The organism is Streptosporangium album (assembly GCF_014203795.1).
GTDB classification, from domain to species: Bacteria; Actinomycetota; Actinomycetes; order Streptosporangiales; family Streptosporangiaceae; genus Streptosporangium; species Streptosporangium album.
Window position 1 is genome coordinate 571,168 of the sequence record NZ_JACHJU010000003.1, and the last position, 21,115, is coordinate 592,282.

21 protein-coding genes and 1 pseudogene are annotated in these 21,115 nt (G+C 66.8%); 12 read left to right on the top strand and 10 right to left on the bottom strand.

Features of this window, described 5'->3' with window-relative positions; translation table 11 throughout:
• Positions 1-180: 180 nt before the first annotated feature.
• The 3 genes from FHR32_RS32475 to FHR32_RS32485 form a co-directional block, all read right to left on the bottom strand.
• The gene (locus FHR32_RS32475; RefSeq protein ID WP_221466480.1) at positions 181-552 is read right to left on the bottom strand and encodes a zinc finger domain-containing protein; all 372 of its coding nucleotides are present in this window, start codon (positions 550-552) and stop codon (positions 181-183) included.
• A 212-nt stretch (positions 553-764) separates the two neighbouring features.
• Complete coding sequence (locus FHR32_RS32480; RefSeq protein WP_184758326.1) at positions 765-1,412, bottom strand: response regulator transcription factor; 648 nt, start codon at positions 1,410-1,412, stop codon at positions 765-767.
• On the bottom strand, positions 1,397-2,647 hold the full coding sequence (locus FHR32_RS32485; RefSeq protein ID WP_184758327.1) for a sensor histidine kinase: 1,251 nt from the start codon (positions 2,645-2,647) through the stop codon (positions 1,397-1,399). The genes FHR32_RS32480 and FHR32_RS32485 overlap by 16 nt, the downstream gene beginning before the upstream one ends.
• Before the next feature lie 235 nt (positions 2,648-2,882).
• Between FHR32_RS32485 and FHR32_RS32490 the strand changes: the two genes are divergently transcribed.
• From FHR32_RS32490 to FHR32_RS32510, 5 genes and pseudogenes are all read left to right on the top strand, one after another.
• Entirely contained in the window at positions 2,883-3,317 is a 435-nt protein-coding gene (locus FHR32_RS32490) for a hypothetical protein (protein WP_184758328.1), read from the top strand.
• 473 nt (positions 3,318-3,790) lie between these two features.
• A complete protein-coding gene (locus FHR32_RS32495) occupies positions 3,791-5,548 on the top strand; it encodes an alpha/beta fold hydrolase (protein WP_184758329.1) in 1,758 nt (585 codons plus the stop codon).
• A 471-nt stretch (positions 5,549-6,019) separates the two neighbouring features.
• The gene (locus FHR32_RS32500; protein ID WP_184758330.1) at positions 6,020-7,147 is read left to right on the top strand and encodes a sensor histidine kinase; all 1,128 of its coding nucleotides are present in this window, start codon (positions 6,020-6,022) and stop codon (positions 7,145-7,147) included.
• Complete coding sequence (locus FHR32_RS32505; protein WP_184758331.1) at positions 7,144-7,797, top strand: response regulator; 654 nt, start codon at positions 7,144-7,146, stop codon at positions 7,795-7,797. The genes FHR32_RS32500 and FHR32_RS32505 overlap by 4 nt, the downstream gene beginning before the upstream one ends.
• 80 nt (positions 7,798-7,877) lie before the next feature.
• Positions 7,878-8,009: pseudogene (locus FHR32_RS32510) on the top strand (ABC transporter ATP-binding protein); the annotation flags it as partial.
• A 361-nt stretch (positions 8,010-8,370) separates the two neighbouring features.
• Here FHR32_RS32510 and FHR32_RS32515 read toward each other — a convergent pair.
• On the bottom strand, positions 8,371-9,030 hold the full coding sequence (locus FHR32_RS32515) for a YdcF family protein (protein WP_184758332.1): 660 nt from the start codon (positions 9,028-9,030) through the stop codon (positions 8,371-8,373).
• Positions 9,031-9,045: 15 nt separating this feature from the next.
• Positions 9,046-9,810 carry a GntR family transcriptional regulator gene (locus FHR32_RS32520; protein ID WP_184758333.1) on the bottom strand — a complete coding sequence of 255 codons (765 nt, stop codon included), beginning with the start codon at positions 9,808-9,810 and terminating at the stop codon, positions 9,046-9,048.
• 606 nt (positions 9,811-10,416) lie between these two features.
• On the opposite strand from FHR32_RS32520, the gene FHR32_RS32525 reads away from it, so the two are divergent.
• From FHR32_RS32525 to FHR32_RS32555, 7 genes are all read left to right on the top strand, one after another.
• Complete coding sequence (locus tag FHR32_RS32525; RefSeq protein WP_184758334.1) at positions 10,417-10,740, top strand: hypothetical protein; 324 nt, start codon at positions 10,417-10,419, stop codon at positions 10,738-10,740.
• Positions 10,737-10,970, top strand: a complete 234-nt coding sequence (locus FHR32_RS32530) for a hypothetical protein (RefSeq protein WP_184758335.1) — start codon at positions 10,737-10,739, stop codon at positions 10,968-10,970. The genes FHR32_RS32525 and FHR32_RS32530 overlap by 4 nt, the downstream gene beginning before the upstream one ends.
• Positions 10,971-11,134: 164 nt before the next feature.
• Positions 11,135-12,343 (top strand): radical SAM/SPASM domain-containing protein, encoded by a 1,209-nt coding sequence (locus FHR32_RS32535; RefSeq protein ID WP_184758336.1) that lies wholly within the window; start codon positions 11,135-11,137, stop codon positions 12,341-12,343.
• Positions 12,336-12,605: an acyl carrier protein gene (locus FHR32_RS32540; protein WP_184758337.1), complete on the top strand. Its 270-nt coding sequence runs from the start codon at positions 12,336-12,338 to the stop codon at positions 12,603-12,605. Before FHR32_RS32535 ends, FHR32_RS32540 begins: the two co-directional genes overlap by 8 nt.
• A gap of 7 nt (positions 12,606-12,612) precedes the next feature.
• The gene (gene fabV, locus FHR32_RS32545; RefSeq protein WP_184758338.1) at positions 12,613-13,815 is read left to right on the top strand and encodes an enoyl-[acyl-carrier-protein] reductase FabV; all 1,203 of its coding nucleotides are present in this window, start codon (positions 12,613-12,615) and stop codon (positions 13,813-13,815) included.
• A gap of 68 nt (positions 13,816-13,883) precedes the next feature.
• Entirely contained in the window at positions 13,884-14,432 is a 549-nt protein-coding gene (locus tag FHR32_RS32550; RefSeq protein ID WP_184758339.1) for a class I SAM-dependent methyltransferase, read from the top strand.
• Between the two features lie 58 nt (positions 14,433-14,490).
• On the top strand, positions 14,491-15,726 hold the full coding sequence (locus FHR32_RS32555) for an IS701 family transposase (protein WP_184758340.1): 1,236 nt from the start codon (positions 14,491-14,493) through the stop codon (positions 15,724-15,726).
• Between the two features lie 199 nt (positions 15,727-15,925).
• On the opposite strand, the gene FHR32_RS43240 is transcribed toward FHR32_RS32555, so the two are convergent.
• From FHR32_RS43240 to FHR32_RS32570, 5 genes are all read right to left on the bottom strand, one after another.
• Positions 15,926-16,624 (bottom strand): hypothetical protein, encoded by a 699-nt coding sequence (locus tag FHR32_RS43240; RefSeq protein WP_221466481.1) that lies wholly within the window; start codon positions 16,622-16,624, stop codon positions 15,926-15,928.
• A complete protein-coding gene (locus tag FHR32_RS43245) occupies positions 16,578-16,964 on the bottom strand; it encodes a transposase (RefSeq protein WP_221465445.1) in 387 nt (128 codons plus the stop codon). The genes FHR32_RS43240 and FHR32_RS43245 overlap by 47 nt, the downstream gene beginning before the upstream one ends.
• A 104-nt stretch (positions 16,965-17,068) precedes the next feature.
• The gene (locus tag FHR32_RS43250) at positions 17,069-17,335 is read right to left on the bottom strand and encodes a hypothetical protein (protein WP_221465275.1); all 267 of its coding nucleotides are present in this window, start codon (positions 17,333-17,335) and stop codon (positions 17,069-17,071) included.
• An 820-nt stretch (positions 17,336-18,155) separates the two neighbouring features.
• A complete protein-coding gene (locus FHR32_RS32565) occupies positions 18,156-20,351 on the bottom strand; it encodes a RelA/SpoT family protein (RefSeq protein ID WP_184758661.1) in 2,196 nt (731 codons plus the stop codon).
• A 239-nt stretch (positions 20,352-20,590) separates the two neighbouring features.
• On the bottom strand, positions 20,591-21,109 hold the full coding sequence (locus FHR32_RS32570) for an adenine phosphoribosyltransferase (RefSeq protein WP_184758341.1): 519 nt from the start codon (positions 21,107-21,109) through the stop codon (positions 20,591-20,593).
• Positions 21,110-21,115 lie beyond the last annotated feature (6 nt).

Consider the following 21,115-nt stretch of genomic DNA (forward strand, 5'->3'; position numbering starts at 1 on the left):
GACCAAAATTTCCGCGACTCCACCAGTCAAATGACCCAAGAAAGGCCAGCACCCCTCATCCGCGACCGTCCTGCGCATGCTCCGCGAACACGACGAGCAGACCACCGCAGCGACGGAGCCGATCAGCACGTGATCAGACGAACCCACCAGCGACGGCACCCACAAACACCATGATCATTCTCAGCACCAACCGCTGTTCCTGGATTCCTCAGCCCCGGAGGAACAGCGGGCGTAGCCGATGCGGATATCGGCCGCGGATCGGTCGGGGTCGACGGGGGCGGGCGGCGGGGTGCCGGGTCGCCAAGGCTGGCCGGGCCTGCGGTCGGCGGGGGTCTGGATGCGCAGCCGCTTGGCCGGCCGGGACACCTTGGCGAAGCGGCCGGTGTGGTAGGTGCCGGCGCCGGACCGTGACCGGCAGGGCGATCCGAGTTCGACGTCGCATCGCGGACAGGAGTGACGTTCGACTTCATCAGCGTCACGGGTAACGTCGTCGGCGGTACCGGAATCGGCGGCGGATACGGCGCTTTCGCGGGGCTGGGCGACGTCGACCATGCCCCGAATCCTCTCACGGACATTTCTCAGAACCACATGGTTCAAGAACCTGAGTGAGAACGAGCCATGAGAGGGATTCGAGGCCTTCGGCCGTCCCATGGGGCGTGTTGGCGATCTTCTCTCGTAATCGCTCGTTTATGAGAATCGCGACATGCTTAAGACGTGGCGTCTTTGGCCTGGGATGTGTCCCGTCTCCGGGCTCGAGAAGTACATCAGGGCTTGTTCAGGTAGGTGAGGACGGCGAGGACGCGGCGGTTATTGCTGTCGTCATCGGTGATGCCGAGTTTGCCGAACAGGGAGGTGGTGTACTTGCTGATGGCGCTTTCACTGAGGAAGAGCCGCTGGCCGATGGCCTGATTGGACAATCCCTCGGCCATGAGGCTGAGCACCGAGTGTTCGCGTTCGGTGAGCTGTCCGAGTCGTCGGGTCGAGGACCCGCTGGACAGCAGCTTGGCGATGACGGCTGGGTCCATGGCGGTCCCGCCATCGGCGACGCGTTCCAGAGCATCGATGAACTGATCGGCGTCGAACACGCTCTCTTTGAGGAAATAGCCGATGCCGCCGGCGCCGTCGGCCAGGAGTTCGCGGGCGTACAGCTGTTCGACGTACTGGGAAAGGATCAAGATCGGCAGTCCGGGCAGTTCGCTGCGCGCGGCGAGAGCTGCACGCAGGCCCTCATCGGACTGGGTCGGTGGCATGCGGACGTCGACGATGGAAACATCCGGCCGCCACGTCAGCAGCGCGTCGAGTGCCTCGGGTCCGGTGGTCGCCGTCGCCACCACCTGGTGTCCGTACGCCTCGACGAGACGGACCATCCCGTCGCGCAGGAGGTAGAGGTCTTCGGCTACAACGATTCGCATGGCACCATCATCCTCACACGGGTCGGGCCGCCTGCCGGGCTGGTGATTTCCAGGGTGCCGTCGAAGACCGCGAGGCGGCGGCGTAGCCCCGCAAGTCCACCGCCGGCTCGCGCACTGGCCCTGCCCCGGCCGTTGTCCTCGACATCAACGACGATGTCGGTGTCGTCCCGGGCGATGGAGATCCGCGCCTGGGTCGCATGGGCGTGCTTGACCGCGTTGGTCAGCAGTTCGGCGATTCCGAAGTACACGGCGGACTCGATCGGCGGGTCCAGGCGTAGCTGGACGTCGGCGCTGACAGCCGCTTCGAGCGGGCTATCCAAGGCGAGAGCGCGAACGGCATCAACGAGCCCTCGATCGTTCAGCACCGGTGGGTTGATTCCCTGGACCAGTTCGCGGAGCTCGGTCAGTGATGTGGCGGCACTGACTCGCGCTTCTTGCATCAGCGCCTTGGCCTGGTCAGAGTCGGTTTCCATCAGCTTCTCCGCGGTCGCCAAAGAGAGCCCGAGCGCGACCAGGCGGGCCTGCGCTCCGTCGTGCAGATCTCGCTCGATCCGGCGGATCTCGGCGGCCTGCACGACTGTCGTATCCGCGCGCTGGGCCGTCAGCTCATCGACCCGGTCCGCCAGCGTCATCGCGGGCGACGCGCGCAGGAAGCGGACGGCTACCGGCTCGACGGAGCACCAGGCATACGGGGCGCTGGCGATGGCCACGACCAGGCCGAGTATCCCGATGAAGGGGGCTGATTGGCTGAATGCGAGGACCGCCGCCGCGACTCCGGCCGGCGGGATGGACGCGATCAGGCCCACGGTGAGCGGCGCGATCCCCGTGAATCGCAGATCACGCCACGTGGCGGGATCGCTCCACCGGACCCGCCACTTCTGATCCATGAGGGCGTCGCGGCTGGTGCGCTCGTAGCTGAAGCCGTTCCACCAGTACCCGGTGGACATCCGCGTCACCGGCCCGGCCTGCCGGTATCCGGCGGGGATGACGGTGGCGGTCCACCTCGCGACGAGGAGGCGGACCATCCGGCAGACCGGGCGGGACAGGGCGAGCGTGCTCACGCACACCAGCACGAACGGCGCTACCCACGACCACGGGTTTCCCGCCCCCCACCAGATCCCCAGCGCCACGGCAGCGGCCCACACGGCCGGGACCAGCATGCTGACGACCATCACAACGCACGCTCGTACGAACCCCACGCAGGCACTCGCCACCCACGACACCAGTTGTCGCATGATTCTTCCTTCTCACTTCGTAACCCCGACCGTGGCACCCGCGGTTCCTGCACTGCGCCGATCTGGCCGGTACGGCTTGGTGTCTCCACTGTGCACCGCCCCCAGCCCGGTCCCCGCCAGATCGGCTCGGAAGTAGGTCTGGCCCCACCCACCCGTACGGCCAGGCCCATACCGCACCACGCATTGCGCTCCCTAACGTCGACACACGCCAGACAACACGAGGGAAGAAAGAGACATGGAAACCACCACTCACACCACGGCCGCCCAGCTCAACCATTCCGGCACCCGACGAGCCTTCGGCAAGGTGAAGATCCTCATCGCGGCCTACGGTGTGCTCAGCGCCGCGGTCCTCATCACGGTCGCCATCCTCGCGATCACCGGACACACGGTGACCTCGTTCATGTGGGGCCGAGCAGCCGGAGTGCTCGCGAGCGCCGCGGTGACCTACTGGCTGACCGTCCTCGCCTCACGGGGAGCACGAGGGGCCTATCTCCGCGTGCGCATCATCTCGATCATCATGCCGCCCGCGATCATCGCCATCGACGTGATCCCCGGTACCCTCCCGGCGTGGTTCGTCATGATGCAGGCCGCATGCGCCCTCGCCATCGCCGCAGCCGCTTTCATCATCAACGGATACCGACTGCGCGCCGCTTTCCCCAAGTCACGCTAATGGGGGTGAATCGAGAGCGTTCTGGCTGGTCAGGCAGACTCGGTTCGGTAAGCCTCCGCCAGGTGAGCACTGTAAATCGCCGGGCCGTTGAGCCCTGAGGTCAGACCGTGCCCCTGGCTGGTAGGCGGGAGGGTTGATCTCCGATGGGATGTCGTGCCCGGGTCCTCGTGTCGCCGTGAGCACTGATCCATTAGGGCGAGATGGTTCTCCTTGGAAGGCTTACCTCGGTCGTCTGGTGAAGGGGGAACCGGATGCTGTCCGTCGCGCCGGGGATGTGGCCGGAGGGCACAAGCAGCGTCTCCAGGCCGACGCCGAGCGTGCGCCCGACCGTCGCGAGCTGCCGTCCTTACCGTAACCAGGGGTGTTGCGCCGAGATCGTCTCATGGTCGCAGACGGCTCTGGGAGCAGGCTCCCAGAGTGGAATCCTCCGAAACGCCGAGGAAACCCAGAGCGCGGGGAGTGAGGCTGGAGGCATGATCATTAAAGCTCTGGGACTCGCGCTGGCCGCGGCTCTGTTGCCCGGCGCACCAACCCCTCCGGCCGGCCCGCATCAGTGCGCGAACGCGAGCGCGCGCTGCGACGGCAGCATCGACGTCCCCCTTGCTTGGGAGAACGCCTCCTCCGAACGTCTTTCCGTGGCCTTCGCCTGGATTCCGGCCAAGGGCGCCGACGGGACGGTGGTGGCCAACCTCGGCGGGCCACTGCCGGCTCTGCCGACCGTGCCCGAGATTCAGCGAATTCTCGGGCCCGTGCTCGAGCGGAAGAACCTGCTGGTCATGGACCCGCGCGGGTTCGGGAAGTCCACGCCGCCGCTGTGCCCGGGAACCGGCCTCGACAAACCCGAGACCATCGCCGCCTGCGCCAAGAGTGTGGGTCCGAAGGGCGCGTACTTCACCGCCGACCAGGCCTCGCACGATCTCGACGCCCTACGGCGGGCGCTCGGCCTGGGCAAGGTGAGCTTCTTCGGCAACTCCTACGGCACCCTGTACGCCCAGGCGTACGCGGCCCGGTATCCAGGCAGCCTGGACGCGGTGTTTCTGGACAGCTCCATGGTCATGGACCGCGACGGGTACGCGCGCTGGCCGTCCCAGGTCCAGCTCGACCATCTCGATCTCGTCTGCGGGCGGTCGAAGGCGTGCGGCGCGCTGCCGGGCAGCGCCTCCGGCACCTGGGCACGGCTGGTGGACCGGCTGCGGGAGCGGCCCGACCCGGAGGTCTCGGTGTTCCAGACCTCGGCGCTGAGTGGTGTGTCCGAGCCGGTGTTCGGCCGGGAGTCCACCGCGGCCGCGGACGCTTATCTGCGCGGCGACCCGGCTCCGCTGCGCCGTCTGGCCCGGCTGATTCCCAAAGCCCTTCCGCCGGACAACGATCCGCATGTTGCCGGGTATCTGGGCTATCGCTGCGGCGACGGCACCTTCCCATTCGACCGGCTGGCGCCGGCGGCCGAGCGTGAGGCACAGGCCGTGCGGTACTACGAGCGGGTACGTCCGCTGGCGCCCTATCAGATCACCGACATCTTCCCCGGGATCGGCAGCGTGGAGCCGTGCATCAACTGGCCGACTCCGCGCCACAGCCCGCCGCGCCCGCCCGGGCAGGCGCTGCCCGCAGTACCCGTCCTGGTGATGGCGGGGGACTTCGACATCAACAGCCCCGCCGATGTGGCGCGCTCGGTGCGGGCCTTCCCGAACGCGACCGTCGTCCGGGTCCCGTTCGGGAGGCATGCGCTGTCCTTTCCCCCGGGGCCGATGGGTGATTGCGTGCGCGGCATGCTGCGTACCTTCCTGACCACGAAGCAGGTGGCCGATCAGGGGTGCAGCGGCGAGAACTACCGCGCGGTCGGCGCCTTCCCGCAACAGGTCAGGGACGTGCCGCCGCATCCGGCCCGCAAGCTCAGCACCGCCCAGCGGCGGGTGCTCGCGGCCACCTTCGCCACCGCCGCGGATGCCACCGCCCGCCGCAACCCCAACGGCTACTTCTACACAAGGGTGCAGAACGAGCCGGGGCTGCGCGGCGGCCAGGTCACCTTCGGCCAGGACATCACGCTCGACGGCGTGCGGTTCGTGCGCGACCTGCGGGTCAGCGGCCCGATCAAGCTCACTCCGGACGGCCGCGCCACCGCCACGCTCCGCGCCGAGACCGGCGGCCGCACCCACGAGGTGACGCTGACCTGGACGGCGTTCTCCACCCGACCGTCCCTGTCCGGCACCTTCAACGGCATCCCCTTCGACTAGGCCATATGCCGCTTCGATATGAGCCGGCGGCCGATATCGCCATTGGACAAGATCCACGTCGAGCTGTTTTGCTCCTGCTCTCTGACCGCGACCAGCAAGGAACGACGACATGCGATATCTCCGCATCCGTGCCGGACTCGCCATCGCCGCCTCTCTCCTGGTCGGCGGTGCCGTGAGCACGGGGACGGCCTCGGCGGCGCCCGCCGTACAAGCTCACAAGGAACTGCGGGCCCCTGGAGGACTCCTTCGACGGGCGCATCGGCGCCTACGCGATCGACACCGCCACCGGCAAGGCGGTCGGCTCCCGGGCAGGCGAGATCTTCCCGCTGCTGTCCAGGTTCAAGGCCCCGGTATGCGCGGCCGCCCTGCACCGGGCTTGGACAGGATCTCCTTGACGGCCACGGCGACTCAGCACAGACACCGCGTTGTAGCCCAGGTTCACGGCGAAGTAACGTGACTTAAGATTTTAGCGTGCACGTGGCACGAACCTTCATGAAGATCGTGTGTTTCTTCAGACGCCCCCGGGTCTTCGACACGACGCTGGTGATCGTGCTCTCCGTCCCGGTGCTTCTGGGCATGACCTCCGTGATCGTCCAGGGCGAGACGCGGGCGACGCTGACCGCTGGGCTCCATGTGGCGGGTTCCCTGTGCCTGCTCATGAGGCGTGGCCGGCCGATCCTGACCGCCGGGCTGGTGGCCGCGCTGGACGTCGTGGGCATCACGACGCAGTTGCTGTCCTTCACCAGCCTGCCCTCCGGCATCGCGTACTACAGCCTGGGCCGCTACACCACCGGCCGCCCGACACTGATCACCTCGGCGACGGTCTTCGTCGTCTACGCGATCGATACAGAGCTGTTCCTCGCCGCGGCGGGCGGCTGGTTGTGGTCCCTGTTCGCCGTCTCCGTGCCCGTGGGCATCGGCCAGCTCGTCCGGCTCAGGACCGAGCTCAACGAGCGCAGCAGGCAAGAGGCCGCCGACGCCGCCGTGCGCGCCGAGCGACGGCGCATCGCCAGGGAACTGCACGACGTGGTCGCCCACCACATCACCGTGATCAACACCCTGGTCGGCGGCGCGCGGGCCACGCTCCCACCCGGGCATGACGTCACCAAGAACACTCTGGAGAGCGCCGAGCAGACGGCCCGCCAGGCGATGTCGGAGATGCGCCGCCTGCTCGACGTGCTCAGGGTCGACGGCAACGAAGGACCGGACGCCGCGACGGGGGTGAGCGCGGAGCGGCTGCCCGTACTGATCAAGGAGGCCAGGTCGTCGGGACTGCCCGCCAGCCTGATGGTGACCGGCGAGCCCGTCGAGCTGCCCGCCGCCGTGGACCACGCCGTCTACCGCATCGTGCAGGAGGCGCTGACCAACTCGCGCAAGCACGCCGTCAGTGCCAGGGCCAGCGTGCGGCTGGCGTACGAGCCGGCTGCGGTGGAGGTCGAGGTGATCGATGACGGCCTGGCGAAGGAGGCCGGCACGCCGGGGTTCGGACTCGGCGGCATGGCCGAGCGGGTGGCGTTATGCGGCGGCCGGCTGTCCACGGGCCCGCGCCCAGAAGGCGGTTTCCGGGTGCACGCCCGCATCCCCCTGGAGAGATCATGATCAGAGTTCTGCTGGCCGACGACCACGAGCTGGTACGCAAGGGCTTCAGGCTGATGCTGGACGCCCAGCCCGACCTGAGTGTGGTCGGCGAGGCCGCCGACGGCGCGGAGGCGGTGGAGCTGAGCAGGAAACTCCGGCCGGACGTGGTGCTCATGGACCTGCACATGCCCAGCCTGGACGGCGTGCGCGCCACCAAGCTGATCACCGCGGAGCTGCCGGGCGTTCGGGTGCTCGCGCTGAGCACGTTCGACCTGGACGAGAACGTGGTCGCGGCGCTGAGGGCGGGCGCCGACGGCTTCCTGCCCAAGGACATCTCCTTCGAGGAGCTGATCGAGGGCGTACGCGTGGTGCACCGCGGCGAGTCGGCCGTCGCGCCGCGTCTGCTGACCAGGCTCATCGGCACGTTCGTCCGCGCCTCGCGCCCGAGGGCGGTGCCCGCCGAGCTGGCCGGGCTGACCGACAGGGAACGGGAGATCCTTGTGCTGATCGCCCGCGGCCGCTCGAACCCGGAGATCGCCGCCGGCCTGTCCGTCTCCCCGTCGACCGTCAAGAACCACGTGACGAGCCTGTTCGCCAAGATAGGCGTCAGGGATCGGGCGCAGGCCGTGATCGTCGCGTACGAGGCGGCATTGATCCAACCTGGAGAGTAGGACCAGGGTCCTAGAGCCCTCGCCCGAGAACTGTTCCCGGGCATGACGAAAACGGCCGCCCGCGACGGCACCCTTGGATCATGACCGCGATCCGAACAACGAACCTGAGTAAGCGCTACGGCGGCACCACCGCGGTGGCGGACCTGTCGTTCGACGTCGAGCCCGGTCAGGTGACCGGCTTCCTGTGCCCCAACGGGGCCGGCAAGCCGACTATCAAGTTATGGCACTAAATGCCGTCAGATCGTTATGGATCTCCGTTGCTCAACGGGCCTTGTTAAGCGGGTACCCGCACATCTCTCGCCTGCTCATCCCGTCCGCTATCGACCCGCCCTCCGGGAAGCGGGCCGGACGTAGGGGATCAAGGCTGACGGCGCGACTCCTGGCAGCTTGTTCCCGCCTTGATCCCCTACGGCTGGTCTGCTTGGCTTGCCCCGGGTCGATAGCGGACGGGATGAGCAGGCCACCCCAGCCACCGCCGAACCCGCGCGTCCGCGTCTCCCTCTCATCCCGGAGCTGGAGCGCCCCCGCCGGAGGCGGTTTGGATCTCATGGACCCATTCGGCAATGACCTACGTCAGATCAGGCGACTTGTGTATCCCGCCTGAACCAGGCGCTCGTAGGCGGATCGGACGTCAGAAGGGAACGGCTGCTCGATGGCGTAGCCACGCTTCGCGTATTCGGTGATCCGTTGAGTGTCGCCGACAAGCATGTTGATCACGCGGTCGGGATCTCCGATGCTCTTTACGTAGTCATCAAGTGCCATCGGGAGCGATGCGCAAATGACTTCGATCTCTGGCCAAAGCTTCTTGCACGTGGCATAGGCGCGTCGCTGCTGGTAGGGCCTGGACATCAGAACAGCCGACCTGACCTTGATTCCTCGCTCGGCAAGAAGCTCACGAGTGTGCTCGATGTTCTGGCCGGTGTTGGTCGCCTTCGTCTCAATCAGGATCGCCTCGGCAGGAACACCGCGTTCTATGGCGTGCTCTCGGTAGTGAACGGCTTCGCCACGTGGGAACCTGCTGACTGTGGTCGGCGCGTTGGCACCAGTGAAGGCGATCAGCGGGAAGACGCCTTGGTGGTAGAGGTCGGCGGCGCAGGTCGCCACTCCGAGGTCATGGCTGCCAAGGCCGATGCCGACGTCGGCGGACTGCACAGCATGGTGCATGTCGTGGTAGTCCCAAAGTGTTTCGACGTCGGTGCGTGTCGCGTCGGGTAGAGCGGCGCTGGATGTCATGGCGTCTTCCTGTCGTCAGTCGGGGATCTGGAATGTGTACGACCATGCGAAACGCGAAGCAGAATGGACGCCTCGGGCGAACTCGACCAGGCGACCCTCACGGGTGAACGTACGTCGTTGAAGTACCATGACAGGCTCTCCGGCAGGGAGTTGAAGTATCTCCGCCTCGTCCGGCGTGGGCATTCGAGCGTAGATCGTCTCGGTCATGCTGTCCGGTTCGAGTCCCTGGATGGTGAGCACGGCAAAACCGCCGCCCGGTCCTGCCGGTCCCGGCGTTGGATCGCTGAGGGGCGTGCCTTCAACATCCTCGGGCCGGTAGTAGCTGGTGAGCGTATGGGTTGGCGAGTCACTTTCCTTGATGAGTCGGGCGCGCTCCCAGACCGGTGAACCTTCGGAGATTTCGAATGCCTCGGCGGTCTCCGCGTCCGCTGGGATCTGACGGACCGTTTGCGTCTGGTCGGTAGGGCTCCACGCTCGCCCTGAAATCTGGCGATCGGCAGCGAAGGCTACGATGCCGAACTTCCACTTGCTCTTGGCATAGCGCTCGACGCCAAGGCGTTTCATCGGCGGGCGCTCTCGGACAACGGTTCCCCGGCGTCGTACTGGAGTCACCAGTCCCTCGGCTTCGAGAAGCCGGATGGTCTGACGAACGGTCTTGATGTTGACGCCGTGCTCCTCGGCGATCCGCTCTTGCTTGGGCAAGGTGCTGCCTTGCGGGTAGTCACCCTGCTGGATGCCTGCGCGAAGGATGTCGGCCAACTCGCGATAGCCGATGGTCATGTCGTTCCCCTCACGTACCTGCCTGAGATGGGGATAGCGGCGTCTGCCCCAACCCCTCCTCAACTATAAGGCTAGCTCTATTGACAGGCCACACTCTGAACTGTTCTATAGGGCTAGCTCTATTGGGTTGGTCAATGTGGCCGACGCCAGACGGCTCAATGCAAACGGACCCGCCGAAACGACACGACTCGTCCGACGGGCCCTTAACCGCACACTGGAGGTGCGATCTATGGACAACTCTAGAGCCACCCCGCCCCCTGTTGACGAGGCTACGGCGGAGATACAGGACAAAGCGCTGGCAGTCGTACAGCGGCTTCTGAAGGACCGGGGCATCCATGCCCGGTGCCATCACACGATCAGTCTCGGGCTCTTCGCCAGTCGTGAGGCCGCTTGGCCGGACAAGCCTCCGCTTCGGTCGTGGATGGATCGGTATCCGCCTGAGCTGGCTGTGGCCGGTCCGCAAGGCTGGCGCGATGCGACGGTGACCGTGGGGCCGCGCTCGGGTCATTACCTGGTGTCCTTACGTAACGGTCCTGATCTTCAGAAGGTGAGGAGCGACCGTCCGGAGAAGGTGGTGGATCTCATCCTCTCGGTGAGGGGCAGATCATGACCGGCCTCCTGGTGTCCGGCTCGGCTGCGGTGGATGCGGCGGAAAAGCTGCGTGACGCGCTGGCACAGCTCAAGATCGCCGCCGATGTTAATGGCGGTTACGGGCTGGCGGTGGTGTCGGTCTGGGCGGGTCTGCTGGTGTGGTCCAACGGTGATCGGTTCTGGTGGAACACCGGATGGGATGCCCAACGCCGGTGCGCCGTCTATGCCTCGCAGCAGGCGTCCGAACTCGATCGAGCCGCGCATCGGATCGCTTTCCGCTACTCCCGTCTGCGGGAGGACTCGACGGGGTCGAACCCGAGCGTCAAGGGGCCGTCATGACCTTGGCGGAGTTGACGGCTCTCTACGGGCGCACCTGGACGATTTCCGCGAGCGTCGGGGGTGGCTGGTATGCCGTGCGGCGCGCTGCCATCTCGACGTACGGGCGTGAGCATGGCCTGTCCGATGTCCGTTGCGGAGCGAACTTGGTGGAGTTGACTTCCAATCTGGAAGCCGAGATGCGGCTTGAAAGCCAGCGTTGGCGGCACGCGTCGGTGAGGCGGGTGTCGTAACCCATAGACGGGCGTGGCGGTGTGAGATCTGGAGGGACGGCGCCGCCACGCCTGCTGGGAGCCAACGGGGCGGCTCCTGGTCCCGGTTCTTACCTTCGCCGTGCAACTGAGGTTGGCGGCATTGCACCCGACCTAAGCGCTGGGCTGATGAAAGAGGCTGAGCAGTGATCAAAGAGGGTACAGCGAAGTACGTGGACGGGCGGGAACCCGTCGTCCCGTTCACCGGTAAGTACGCGGTGAAGGACGCCCGGGTCTTTGATCTCATCCGCGCTCGATGGGATCAAGCGGGTCTCGCGGATGTGCCCTATCGCCCGCTGCGGATCGAGTTCGAGCTGACGACCAAGTGCAACGACACCTGCCTGAGTTGCGGTATGGGCGCGTTGTCCTTGCAAGCTGGCCGGTCTCTGACCGACAGACAACTTGATCACCTGCTATCCGAGTTCGAGGACATCGCCCTGCCGAGTGTGGCCATAACGGGTGGAGAGCCGTTTGTGGCCATGCGGGCACTGCTCCGGTTCATCGCTCAGGCGCGCGGCACAGTAGATATCTCGAAGCTCACCACGAACGGCGTGTGGGGGTCGGACAAACGGTGCGGGCCGACCTTCGATCGGCTCGTGGCACATGGGTTGCTGGACAACCGGCTGTTTGTGCCGCTGCTCATGTTGAGCATCGGAGAACAGACAACCCCGCTGGATCGCGTGTGCCGGATCATCCACCATGCGGTCACCGAGTTCAGCGATCATGAGCTGAATATCGCGGTGTCCAGCCTGGCCGACCCGGCCGACCGGGAGCACAAGATCTATCCGCTCATGCGGCTGTATGAGGAGACCTACGGAGATTTTCCTCATGATCGGGTCCACTCCACCATGCGCGTGTACCTGGAGAACGAGCGATTGGAGGACCAAGCGCCGATCCAGCGCCCTGGCCAAACCCCGGTGAGCAAATGGATGGATCACTGCTATGACTGCTTCGCACCTACGGTGGGGGCCTACGTGCTGCCTACCGCGCTGCTCAAGGCGTCAGGTGATCTGTACGCCTGCGCGGCGTTCAACGTGCCGGAGAAACTACGCTTCGGCAACATCTTCACCGAGCCTCTGCGTGAGATCATCACCCGCACCAATAGGTCGTCCTATGTCGCGACCGTGCGCGCGGGCGGAGGACTCAAGGCGTTGCACGGCGTCATCCCTCGTACCGAAACGGAACAGATGACCTGTGGGAGCTTCTGCGGCTCCTGTGCACTGCTCATCGACGCGTATGAGCAGCGAACCGGCGAGCAGGGACCGGGTGGCTCGGCGCTGCCCTTGGTGAGGGTCGATGCCCTATGGTCCCGGCTGCCCGCCAAACGTGCAGGAAAGGACAACGCGCGTGGATGAGTCCAGGGCCAGCATCGCGGCGGTAATCTCCTGCACTGTGGCACAGGTCACCGGGCGTGAGTCGCCACGTGAAGATCCGCATCTGAACCTGCTGGACGATTTCGGGGTGGACAGCCTCGCCCTGCTGGAAGTGGTCGAGATCCTGGAGAAGCGGTTTCAGGTGACAATCCCGGACGAGGACACTGGGCAGATGCGAACCCTGGGCGATCTCATGTCCGTGCTCCAACGCCTCACCGACCCAACCAGTCTCCGACACAGATAGGCACACGATGACCGTACGACTCATTCAGCCAACCGGGCGCGGCTTCCTGCTGTTCGACTCCCATCCGGATGGATGCGCACGCCTCGTTACCGACATGGCGGAACGCGCTCAACCAGCGACGCCAGCGAATGGCGGTGAACGGCCGGTCGCTCTGATCATCGGTTCCAGCTCCGGTTACGGGTTGGCCGCCACAGTCGCCGGAATCTCGCGCTACGGCGTTCAGGGCGTTGGCCTGTGCTTTGAGCGTCCGCCGACTGAGCGCCGGACGGCGACGGCGGGCTGGTATCGCACGATCGCCACGGCGAAGCTCGCTGAGGAGGCCGGGAGCGATTTTGCGTTCGTTAACGGGGACGCTTTCACCGACACCACCAAAGATGACGTTCTCGACCTGATCGCCAAGCGGTTCGGAGGCATCGATTACCTGATCTACAGCGTGGCCGCGCCGCGTCGTACCGATCCCCTTACGGGCGTGGTCCATCAGTCAGTGATTCAGCCAATCGGAGCCGAGCACGTCACCAAGACACTCGAATTCGACAGTGACGGGACGCCGCGACTGCGGGAGATCCACGCCCAGCCTGCCACCGCTGAGGAGACGGCGGACACGGTCAAGGTCATGGGCGGTGAGGACTGGTCCCGCTGGGTCGATGCGCTGGACTCACGCGGTCTGATCCGCCCGGGATTCACCACTGTGGCTCTGTCCTACATCGGCTCGCATCTCACCTCCGCTATCTATCGGCAGGGGACGATCGGCGCGGCCAAGCTGCATTTGGAGAGCACGGCTTCCGCTCTGGGGGGCAGGTTGAGTACCTATGGTGGTCGTGCGCTGACTTCGGTCAATGGTGCTGCGGTCACTCAGGCGTCAACGGCCATCCCGGGTATCGCCCTGTACGTCAGCCTGCTCCGGGGTGTCCTCGGCGAGGACATGCGCTCACCCCTTGATCAGTCCATTGATCTGTGGGACCAGCTCCTCGGCGCGGCACCGCTCGACGTTGACGGGCAGGGCCGTATCCGCCTTGACGGGTGGGAGCTTGCCGAGGACGTTCAGGCGGCGGTGACCGAACGGTGGAAGGTGGCCACTGCCGACACCATCGGTGATCTCGCTGACATCGACTGGTTCCGCGATGAGGTCCGGCGGCTGTACGGCTTCGAGGTGCCGAATGTGGACTACTCCCGGCTGTGTGATCCTGATCTTCCTTGGCCTGCGGCGTAACCGTGTAGCGCTGTCAGGTAGGCACGTCACATGCGGGTGGGCTCCACTTCCGAGGATCAGGAGGGCACGTGATCGTGAACGACCGTATCCAGCGGTGTGAGGAGTACATCCGCTCCCCCCGCCGCCCTTATGCCGAACGCAAGGCCCGTTATCAGGCGGCGGCGGATCGGCTCTATCTGGGAGGGTTGTCCAACCTCGACATTTTGGTGGATGTGGGGGCTGGACTCACCGAGTTGGATGTGTGCCTACGGGTCGAACATGGCTGGCGCGGCCGATACGTTCCGGTTGACGGGTGGCTGGACGGCGTTGACCTGAATACCTGGGAGCCCGACCGCGCTTTCGACTGGTTCGCCGCGCTGGAGATCCTGGAACACCTCAAAGACCCGGGCCGCTTGGTTGAAGTACTCCAGAAGCGCGCCACGCGGGGGTTGGTCGTCACCACGCCCAATCCAGAGATCTGGGACGTCCTAGCCATGGACGCGACCCACCTCACGCCTATCAGCCGCGACATGTTGGAGGAGTGGGGCTTTCAGACGACGCTCCACACCTTCTACGGCAAATACCAAGACGGCATCACCGGCCTGTGGCTTCAGAACGCTGACAAACAGGCTCCCTAGTAGGGCTTGGTTACCTCGGGTAGGGGACGGTATGTCACCTGTTTGGGGGTGAGGGAAGATGACTCCTCAAGAACTCGAGGCCGTGCGGGCGCGGCTGGAGACGTTTGCCGCTGAGATGTTCTCCGGTTTCGCCCGTGCTGATCAGCGGCGGTGGGGCGAGCGGTATGTGCGCGGCCTGCTGACCGACGGGGCACGGAAATCGATGGAGCCGATGGCGGCCCGGCTGGGCGTGGATCGCCAAGGGCTGCAGCAGTTCTGCACCGATGCCCCCTGGTCGCATCAGCTGGTTTTGGCCGAGCTGGCCTGGCGGATGGATGCGGCGATCGGCCCGGTGGCATGGGTGGTCGATGATGTGTCCTTTGTCAAGGACGGCCAGGAGTCGCCGGGCGTGGCCGCGCAGTATTGCGGGGCGCTGGGCAAGACCGCGAACTGCCAGGTCGCGCCGAGCGTGCATCTGGTCACCGACGCCGCCTCCTGCCCGGTGAACTGGCGGTTGTTCGTGCCCGAGCAGTGGGATCCGGCCTCGCCGCGCACGGAGGATCCGGCCGCGGTGGCGGCACGCCGGCAGCGCTGCCGAATCCCCGCCGACGTCGGTCATGTGCCCAAGTGGCAGCTGGCTCTGGACATGATCGACGAGCTGGAGAGTTGGGGGCTGGATCCGCCGTTGGTGGTCGCCGATGAGGGCTACGGTCAAGACGGGGCCTTTCGCCTGGGCCTGACCGAGCGCGATATTCCCTACGTGGTGGGGGTGCGTTCCGATACCGCGCTGCTGGAGGCCGAGGCCTGCCGCAGCGTCGCGCCGTATGCGGGGACCGGGCGGCGGCCGGTGCCCCGCTACCGGCAGCGGCGCATCAGCGCCCGGCAGTTGGTGCTGGAGGGCGGGCGGCGCGCGCTGCACACAGTGCGGTGGCGGACCGGGTCCAAGGGGCCGTTGCGCTCGCGCTTTGCCGCGCTGCGGGTACGGCCGGCGGGCGTGCGGATCCGCCGCGCGTATGCGGGCGGGGAACTGCCGGTGTGCTGGCTGCTGGCCGAATGGCCGCCCGGTGAGCCGGAGCCGGTCAAGTACTGGTTGTCCACGCTGGAGGCCGATGTTCCATTGCGGCGTCTGGTGGGTCTGGCGAAGATCCGCTGGCGCATCGAGCACGACTACCGTGAGCTGAAGACCGGCCTGGGCCTGGACCACTTCGAGGGTCGCACGTGGAGCGGTTGGCATCATCACGTCACCCTGGTCTCGGTCGCTCACGCGTTCTGCACCCTTGAAAGGCTCAACCCAAAAGCGCCGGCTGCGGCTTGAGCACCTACCGGGTCATCGCCGAGTTGCAGCTGCTTCTGGCCTGCTGGGCCGGTATCTGCCCCACCTGCCGCCGCGCGTTACCCAGACATGCCCAGCCCATCCCCACCTAACCAAGCCCTACTAGTCGGTGGTTTGTTAAGGCGGGGCGTAGAGGTCGAGGGACCGCCCCGCGGTGACGGCTGTGACCAGGCCCTGTAGTTCAGCGGGCGGGGGCCTGCTCGACCAGTTGCGCCACCAGCGTTGCAGCAGTGCGCAGGGGGTCAGCCAACCGCGGACGTAGCGGACGGCGCGAGGCCAGCACAGTGGCACGGGTGGCACTGTGGCGGTGGGCCCCCCTCTCTCCGCCGTCGGTGTCGGCCGGGGCGGGCGGGAGGTGTGGTGGCGGGACCGGATCGGCGGGCCGGGCATGCCGGCAGAAGGTGAACGCGCAGGCCACCAGGGCCCAGTGGCGGCGGATCGCGGCATCGGAGCGGACCTGGAAATCGGCCCACCCGAGTTCGTCCTTGACCTGCTTGTAGCCCTGTTCGATCCACGTCCGCAGGCCGTAGAGGCGCACGATCTCGGCCAGGCCGGCGGCCGGATGCGGGCTCCAGGCCGCACGGACGCTGCCAGGGCGGGGCAGGTTGGTGGCCAGATACCAGGTCGCCTTGGCCGGCAGCGTCGCCGGGTCGGCGGTCGCGACGATCAGCCGGACCGCCTGGTGCGGGCCGTAGCCGCCCAAGACCGCGTCCGCGGCCCACCACACGGTGCTACGGCCATCGCGAAACCGCCGCACGACCTTCGTCCAGGCGCCCGGCGCTTGGGGACCTCCCCAGGCAAGCTCACGGGCGGCGTCGATCGGCGTGTGCGCCTCATCCACCGGAGCCCAGGAGCCCTGGTGCGGCTTGAGCGCGAGCACGAACGGCCAATCCAGCGGCCCACAGTTCAGCGGTGAAGGCCGCATTGTCGCCGTAGGCGCAGTCGGCCACCAGCGCCCGAAACGGCACGGCGGCGGCCTGAGCCCGACCTGCCAGAGCGGCCGCGAGCTGCGGCTTGGTGCGAAATGCCGGATCGCTGCGGCCGCGAGGCAGCCGAGCGGCGGGGGTGTAGGGCACCGCGTGCAGCGGGTGGTAGACCCGCTCGTCGGCCCAGAGTGTGGTCACCGCCACGATCCCGTTCTCGATCTTCCCGACCGAGCCCAGATACTGGTGGGCGGTGTGCGCGGTGGCGGTGCCGTCCTTGCGGTCCCCTCCTGTCATCGACCACCGGCACCCCGCCCGCATGCGGCGCGGTCACCGGATCGGCCCGCAGCAGCTCAAGGCGCCGGGCGTTGACTTTCTCGTGATCCCACGGCGACTCCGACTCAGAAGAACTGCAGCCGCTGCACCGCCGCATTCTGGGCCCCGACCACCGGCTCCGCACCGGCCAGGGCCGTCAGCGTCTTGTTCCGGTCCCGCGGCAACAACAGCCCGGCCAGATATTCGCGGAACCCCCGGCGCTGCGCGAGCGAGCACCACAGATCATCGAACCGGGCCGCGTACTCCTCCAACGGACCCGGCGCCGGTGGACACGGACGCCGCGCGGTCACCACCACGACCACCCCCGAACAGCACCAACTACCCCTATCCACCGGCTTACCGCGACATCGACCCCATGTCAACAAACCACCGACTAGCGCCCCACTCACTCGGCGCGGAGTGCGATGACGGGGTCCAGCCTGCCCTCCGCGCCGGCGCCACGCCGAAGAACACCCCGACCGCCGCCGACACCCCGAACGCCAGCGCCGCCAGATCTCGTCTTGCTGAGCGGATGAAAACCCGTAGTCCCGCATACACGCCTCCATGGCTACATGATCATCCATGGGTGATGCGTTGATCCTTTGAGAGCGCCCCCCGTTTCTGAGAACAATGCAGGGCGAACCACGTGAACCGGCTTCACGTACGTTTTCGTTCCACCGCACTCCGACCCCCGTTCATCAGACCGACGGTTCGTCCTCTCTGCTGCTGGACCCGGACCCCAGATATCGGCGCAGAGCTCCCGGTCAGGACCGCCCGCCCGTGCCCGCAGCACACCTGAACCGACCCTGCGCCCGCCGGCGGTCAGGCCCGGCCGGTACAGGCGGGCCGAGCCGATGTTCTTCAACCGGGGCAGCAACCGCGGGCGCCGTCGGGAGTGTGGTGGGCCAGCTCGCCCGCAAGTTCGGCATCGACGTCTACCTCGATCATGCCGGCGGAGACCATCTGGTGGCGGCCATCGACGCGCTGCGATCCGGCGGCCGGATCGCCATGGTCGGCGCGATCAGCGGCTACAACGCCACCGGCCCCACCCCCGGCCCCGCCGATCTGTTCCAACTGGCAGCCAAGGACGCCACCCTGCGTGGCATGCTGATCAATTCCTACTTCCACCTGTTCCCCGAGCGGATCGGCAAGGCCGCGCCCGCCGGGGACCGATCAGGCCCCGGCGCCGCTGACCCGGTAGACGTCGTAGACGCCTGGGATGTTGCGCACGGCCTTCAGGACATGGCCCAGATGCTTGGGGTCGCCCATCTCGAAGGTGAACTTGCTGATCGCCACCCGGTCCCTGGAGGTCGTCACCGACGCCGACAGGATGTTCACGTGCTGGTCCGACAGGGTCCGGGTCACGTCCGACAGCAGGCGCGGCCGGTCGAGCGCCTCGACCTGCAGGGCGACCAGGAACACCGAGTCGTCCCCGGCGGACCAGGCCACCTCGACCAGGCGGTCCGGCTCCGACTTCAGCTGCTCCACGTTGGGACAGTTGGTGCGGTGCACCGACACGCCGTGCCCGCGGGTGACGAAACCGATGATCTCGTCACCGGGCACGGGTGTGCAGCACCGCGACAGCCGGACCCACACATCCGAGTCGCCCGCCACGACCACGCCGGCGCCACCGCTGCCGCGTGGGCGGCCCCGCACCTTCGTCGGCACCGCGGCCTCGGCGATGTCCTCCTCGGCGCCGTCCACCCCGCCGAGAGAGTGCACCAGCTTCTGCACGACCGACTGGGCGGCGATGTGCCCCTCCCCAACGGCCGCGTAGAGCGCGGAGACGTCGGGGTAGCGCAGGTCCCTGGCGAGGGCCAGGAGGGACTCTCCGGACATCAGGCGCTGCAGGGGCAGCCCCTGCTTGCGCATGGCCCGGCCGATGGCCTCCTTGCCCGCCTCGATCGCGGTCTCACGGCGCTCCTTGGAGAACCACTGACGGATCTTGTTGCGGGCTCTGCCGGACTTGACGAACTTGAGCCAGTCACGTGACGGACCGGCGTCGGGCGACTTGGAGGTGAAGATCTCAACGGTGTCGCCGTTGCCCAGCCGTGACTCCAGCGGCACAAGGCGGCCGTTGACCCGGGCGCCGATGCAGCGGTGGCCGACCTCGGTGTGTACGGCATAGGCGAAGTCGACCGGGGTCGCCCCCTCGGGCAGGGCGATCACCTGACCCCGCGGCGTGAAGACGTACACCTCCGAGACCGACAGGTCGAACCTGAGCGACTCCAGGAACTCGCCCGGGTCGGCGGTCTCCTTCTGCCAGTCCAGGAGCTGGCGGAGCCACGCCATGTCGCTGGCGGGCTTCAGCTTCGCGCCGGGAGAGCCGGAGGCGGTCATCTCCTCCTTGTACTTCCAGTGCGAGGCCACGCCGTACTCGGCCCTGTGGTGCATGCCGTGGGTGCGGATCTGCAGCTCCACCGGTTTGCCCTCGGGGCCGATGACCGTCGTGTGGAGCGACTGGTACATGTTGAACTTGGGCATCGCGATGTAGTCCTTGAACCGGCCGGGCACCGGGTTCCATCGCGCGTGGATCGTTCCGAGGGCGGCATAGCAGTCGCGGACCGTGTCGACCAGCACCCGGATGCCGACCAGGTCGTAGATGTCGTCGAAGGCGACATCCCTGGCGATCATCTTCTGGTAGACCGAGTAGTAGTGCTTGGGACGCCCCTTGACCACCGCTCGGATCTTGGCCTCGCGGAGGTCGACGGAGACCTTCTCGATGACCTCCTGCAGGAACAGGTCCCTGCGCGGGGCCCGCTCCGAGACCATCCTGGCGATCTCGTCATAGCGTTTGGGGTAGAGCATGGCGAACGCGAGGTCCTCCAGCTCCCACTTGATGGTGTTCATCCCCAGCCGGTGGGCGAGCGGCGCGAAGATCTCCAGCGTCTCGCGGGACTTCTGCTGCCGCTTGTGCTCGGGGAGGTAGCGCATGGTGCGCATGTTGTGCAGCCGGTCGGCGAGCTTGATCACCAGCACCCGGATGTCGCGGGACATCGCCACGACCATCTTGCGCACGGTCTCCGCCTGCGCGGCGTCACCGAACTTGACCTTGTCGAGTTTGGTGACGCCGTCGACCAGGAGCGCGATGTTGTCGCCGAAGTCGGAACGCAGCTCGTCAAGGCCGTAGGCGGTGTCCTCGACGGTGTCGTGCAGCAACGCGGCGCACAGCGTCTCGTCGTCGGTGCCGAGCTCGGCCAGGATCGTCGCCACCGCCAGAGGGTGGGTGATGTAGGGGTCACCGCTCTTGCGCTTCTGATCGCGGTGATGGTAGGCGGCCACATCGTAGGCACGCTCAATAAGCCGCAGGTCTGCCTTCGGATGGGTCGCGCGGACCGTCCGGAACAGCGGCTCCAGCACCGGGTTCATGGCGCCACCCCATTGCCCCCCAAAGCGTGCGAGCCTGCGCCTGACCGCCGGCTTCTCCTCGGCGGCTCCGGACACGGTGGAACCGGCATCGCCGGTCGGGACGGCCGCCACGGGACCGCCTCCGTCGGCGGTCACGTCGGGGACGACCACATCACGGGGCACTCAGACTCCTCACATTCGAGTCCAGATCCCCCAAGTGTATCCAGACCGGCTTTAATGCGTACCCCTGCGGGGTGGAATCAGACGATCACGAGGGAGTGCAGCTCGACGCCGTCCAGCCGCTCCCGCCCCTTGAGGGATGCCAATTCCATGAGCACGGCGATGGCGACGACGTCGGCGCCCGCCCTGCGGACCAGCTCCACCGCCGCGCACGCCGTACCTCCGGTGGCGAGCACGTCGTCGACGATCAGGACGCGATCTCCTGGGACGAAGGCGTCCCTGTGGACCTCGATGGTGGCGGAGCCGTACTCCAGATCGTAGGACGCCTCAAGCGTCTCGGAAGGCAGTTTGCCTTTCTTGCGTACCGGAACGAACCCGGCGCCGGCCTTGCAGGCGGCCGGAGCGGCCAGGATGAAGCCCCGGGCCTCGATGCCGACGATCTTGTCAACCTGGTAGAGCCCGGCGAGCTCGTCCACGACCGCGGCGAACGCGTGCGGGTCGGCGAGCAGTGGGGTGATGTCCTTGAACAGCACTCCCTGCTGGGGGTAGTCGGGTACGTCGCGGATCCGGTCCAGGATCAGCCGGCGCAGGTCACTCATCGTCAC

Coding starts and splice junctions, on each gene's coding strand:
- FHR32_RS32485 (WP_184758327.1), bottom strand. CDS start 2,647: ATGCGACAACTGGTGTCGTGGGTGGCGAGTGCCTGCGTGGGGTTCGTA.
- FHR32_RS32495 (WP_184758329.1), top strand. CDS start 3,791: ATGATCATTAAAGCTCTGGGACTCGCGCTGGCCGCGGCTCTGTTGCCC.
- FHR32_RS32530 (WP_184758335.1), top strand. CDS start 10,737: ATGACCTTGGCGGAGTTGACGGCTCTCTACGGGCGCACCTGGACGATT.
- FHR32_RS32565 (WP_184758661.1), bottom strand. CDS start 20,351: ATGAACCCGGTGCTGGAGCCGCTGTTCCGGACGGTCCGCGCGACCCAT.
- FHR32_RS32555 (WP_184758340.1), top strand. CDS start 14,491: ATGACTCCTCAAGAACTCGAGGCCGTGCGGGCGCGGCTGGAGACGTTT.
- FHR32_RS32505 (WP_184758331.1), top strand. CDS start 7,144: ATGATCAGAGTTCTGCTGGCCGACGACCACGAGCTGGTACGCAAGGGC.
- FHR32_RS32515 (WP_184758332.1), bottom strand. CDS start 9,030: ATGACATCCAGCGCCGCTCTACCCGACGCGACACGCACCGACGTCGAA.
- FHR32_RS43245 (WP_221465445.1), bottom strand. CDS start 16,964: ATGACAGGAGGGGACCGCAAGGACGGCACCGCCACCGCGCACACCGCC.
- FHR32_RS32480 (WP_184758326.1), bottom strand. CDS start 1,412: ATGCGAATCGTTGTAGCCGAAGACCTCTACCTCCTGCGCGACGGGATG.
- FHR32_RS32475 (WP_221466480.1), bottom strand. CDS start 552: ATGGTCGACGTCGCCCAGCCCCGCGAAAGCGCCGTATCCGCCGCCGAT.
- fabV (WP_184758338.1), top strand. CDS start 12,613: ATGACCGTACGACTCATTCAGCCAACCGGGCGCGGCTTCCTGCTGTTC.
- FHR32_RS32570 (WP_184758341.1), bottom strand. CDS start 21,109: ATGAGTGACCTGCGCCGGCTGATCCTGGACCGGATCCGCGACGTACCC.
- FHR32_RS32520 (WP_184758333.1), bottom strand. CDS start 9,810: ATGACCATCGGCTATCGCGAGTTGGCCGACATCCTTCGCGCAGGCATC.
- FHR32_RS32525 (WP_184758334.1), top strand. CDS start 10,417: ATGACCGGCCTCCTGGTGTCCGGCTCGGCTGCGGTGGATGCGGCGGAA.
- FHR32_RS32490 (WP_184758328.1), top strand. CDS start 2,883: ATGGAAACCACCACTCACACCACGGCCGCCCAGCTCAACCATTCCGGC.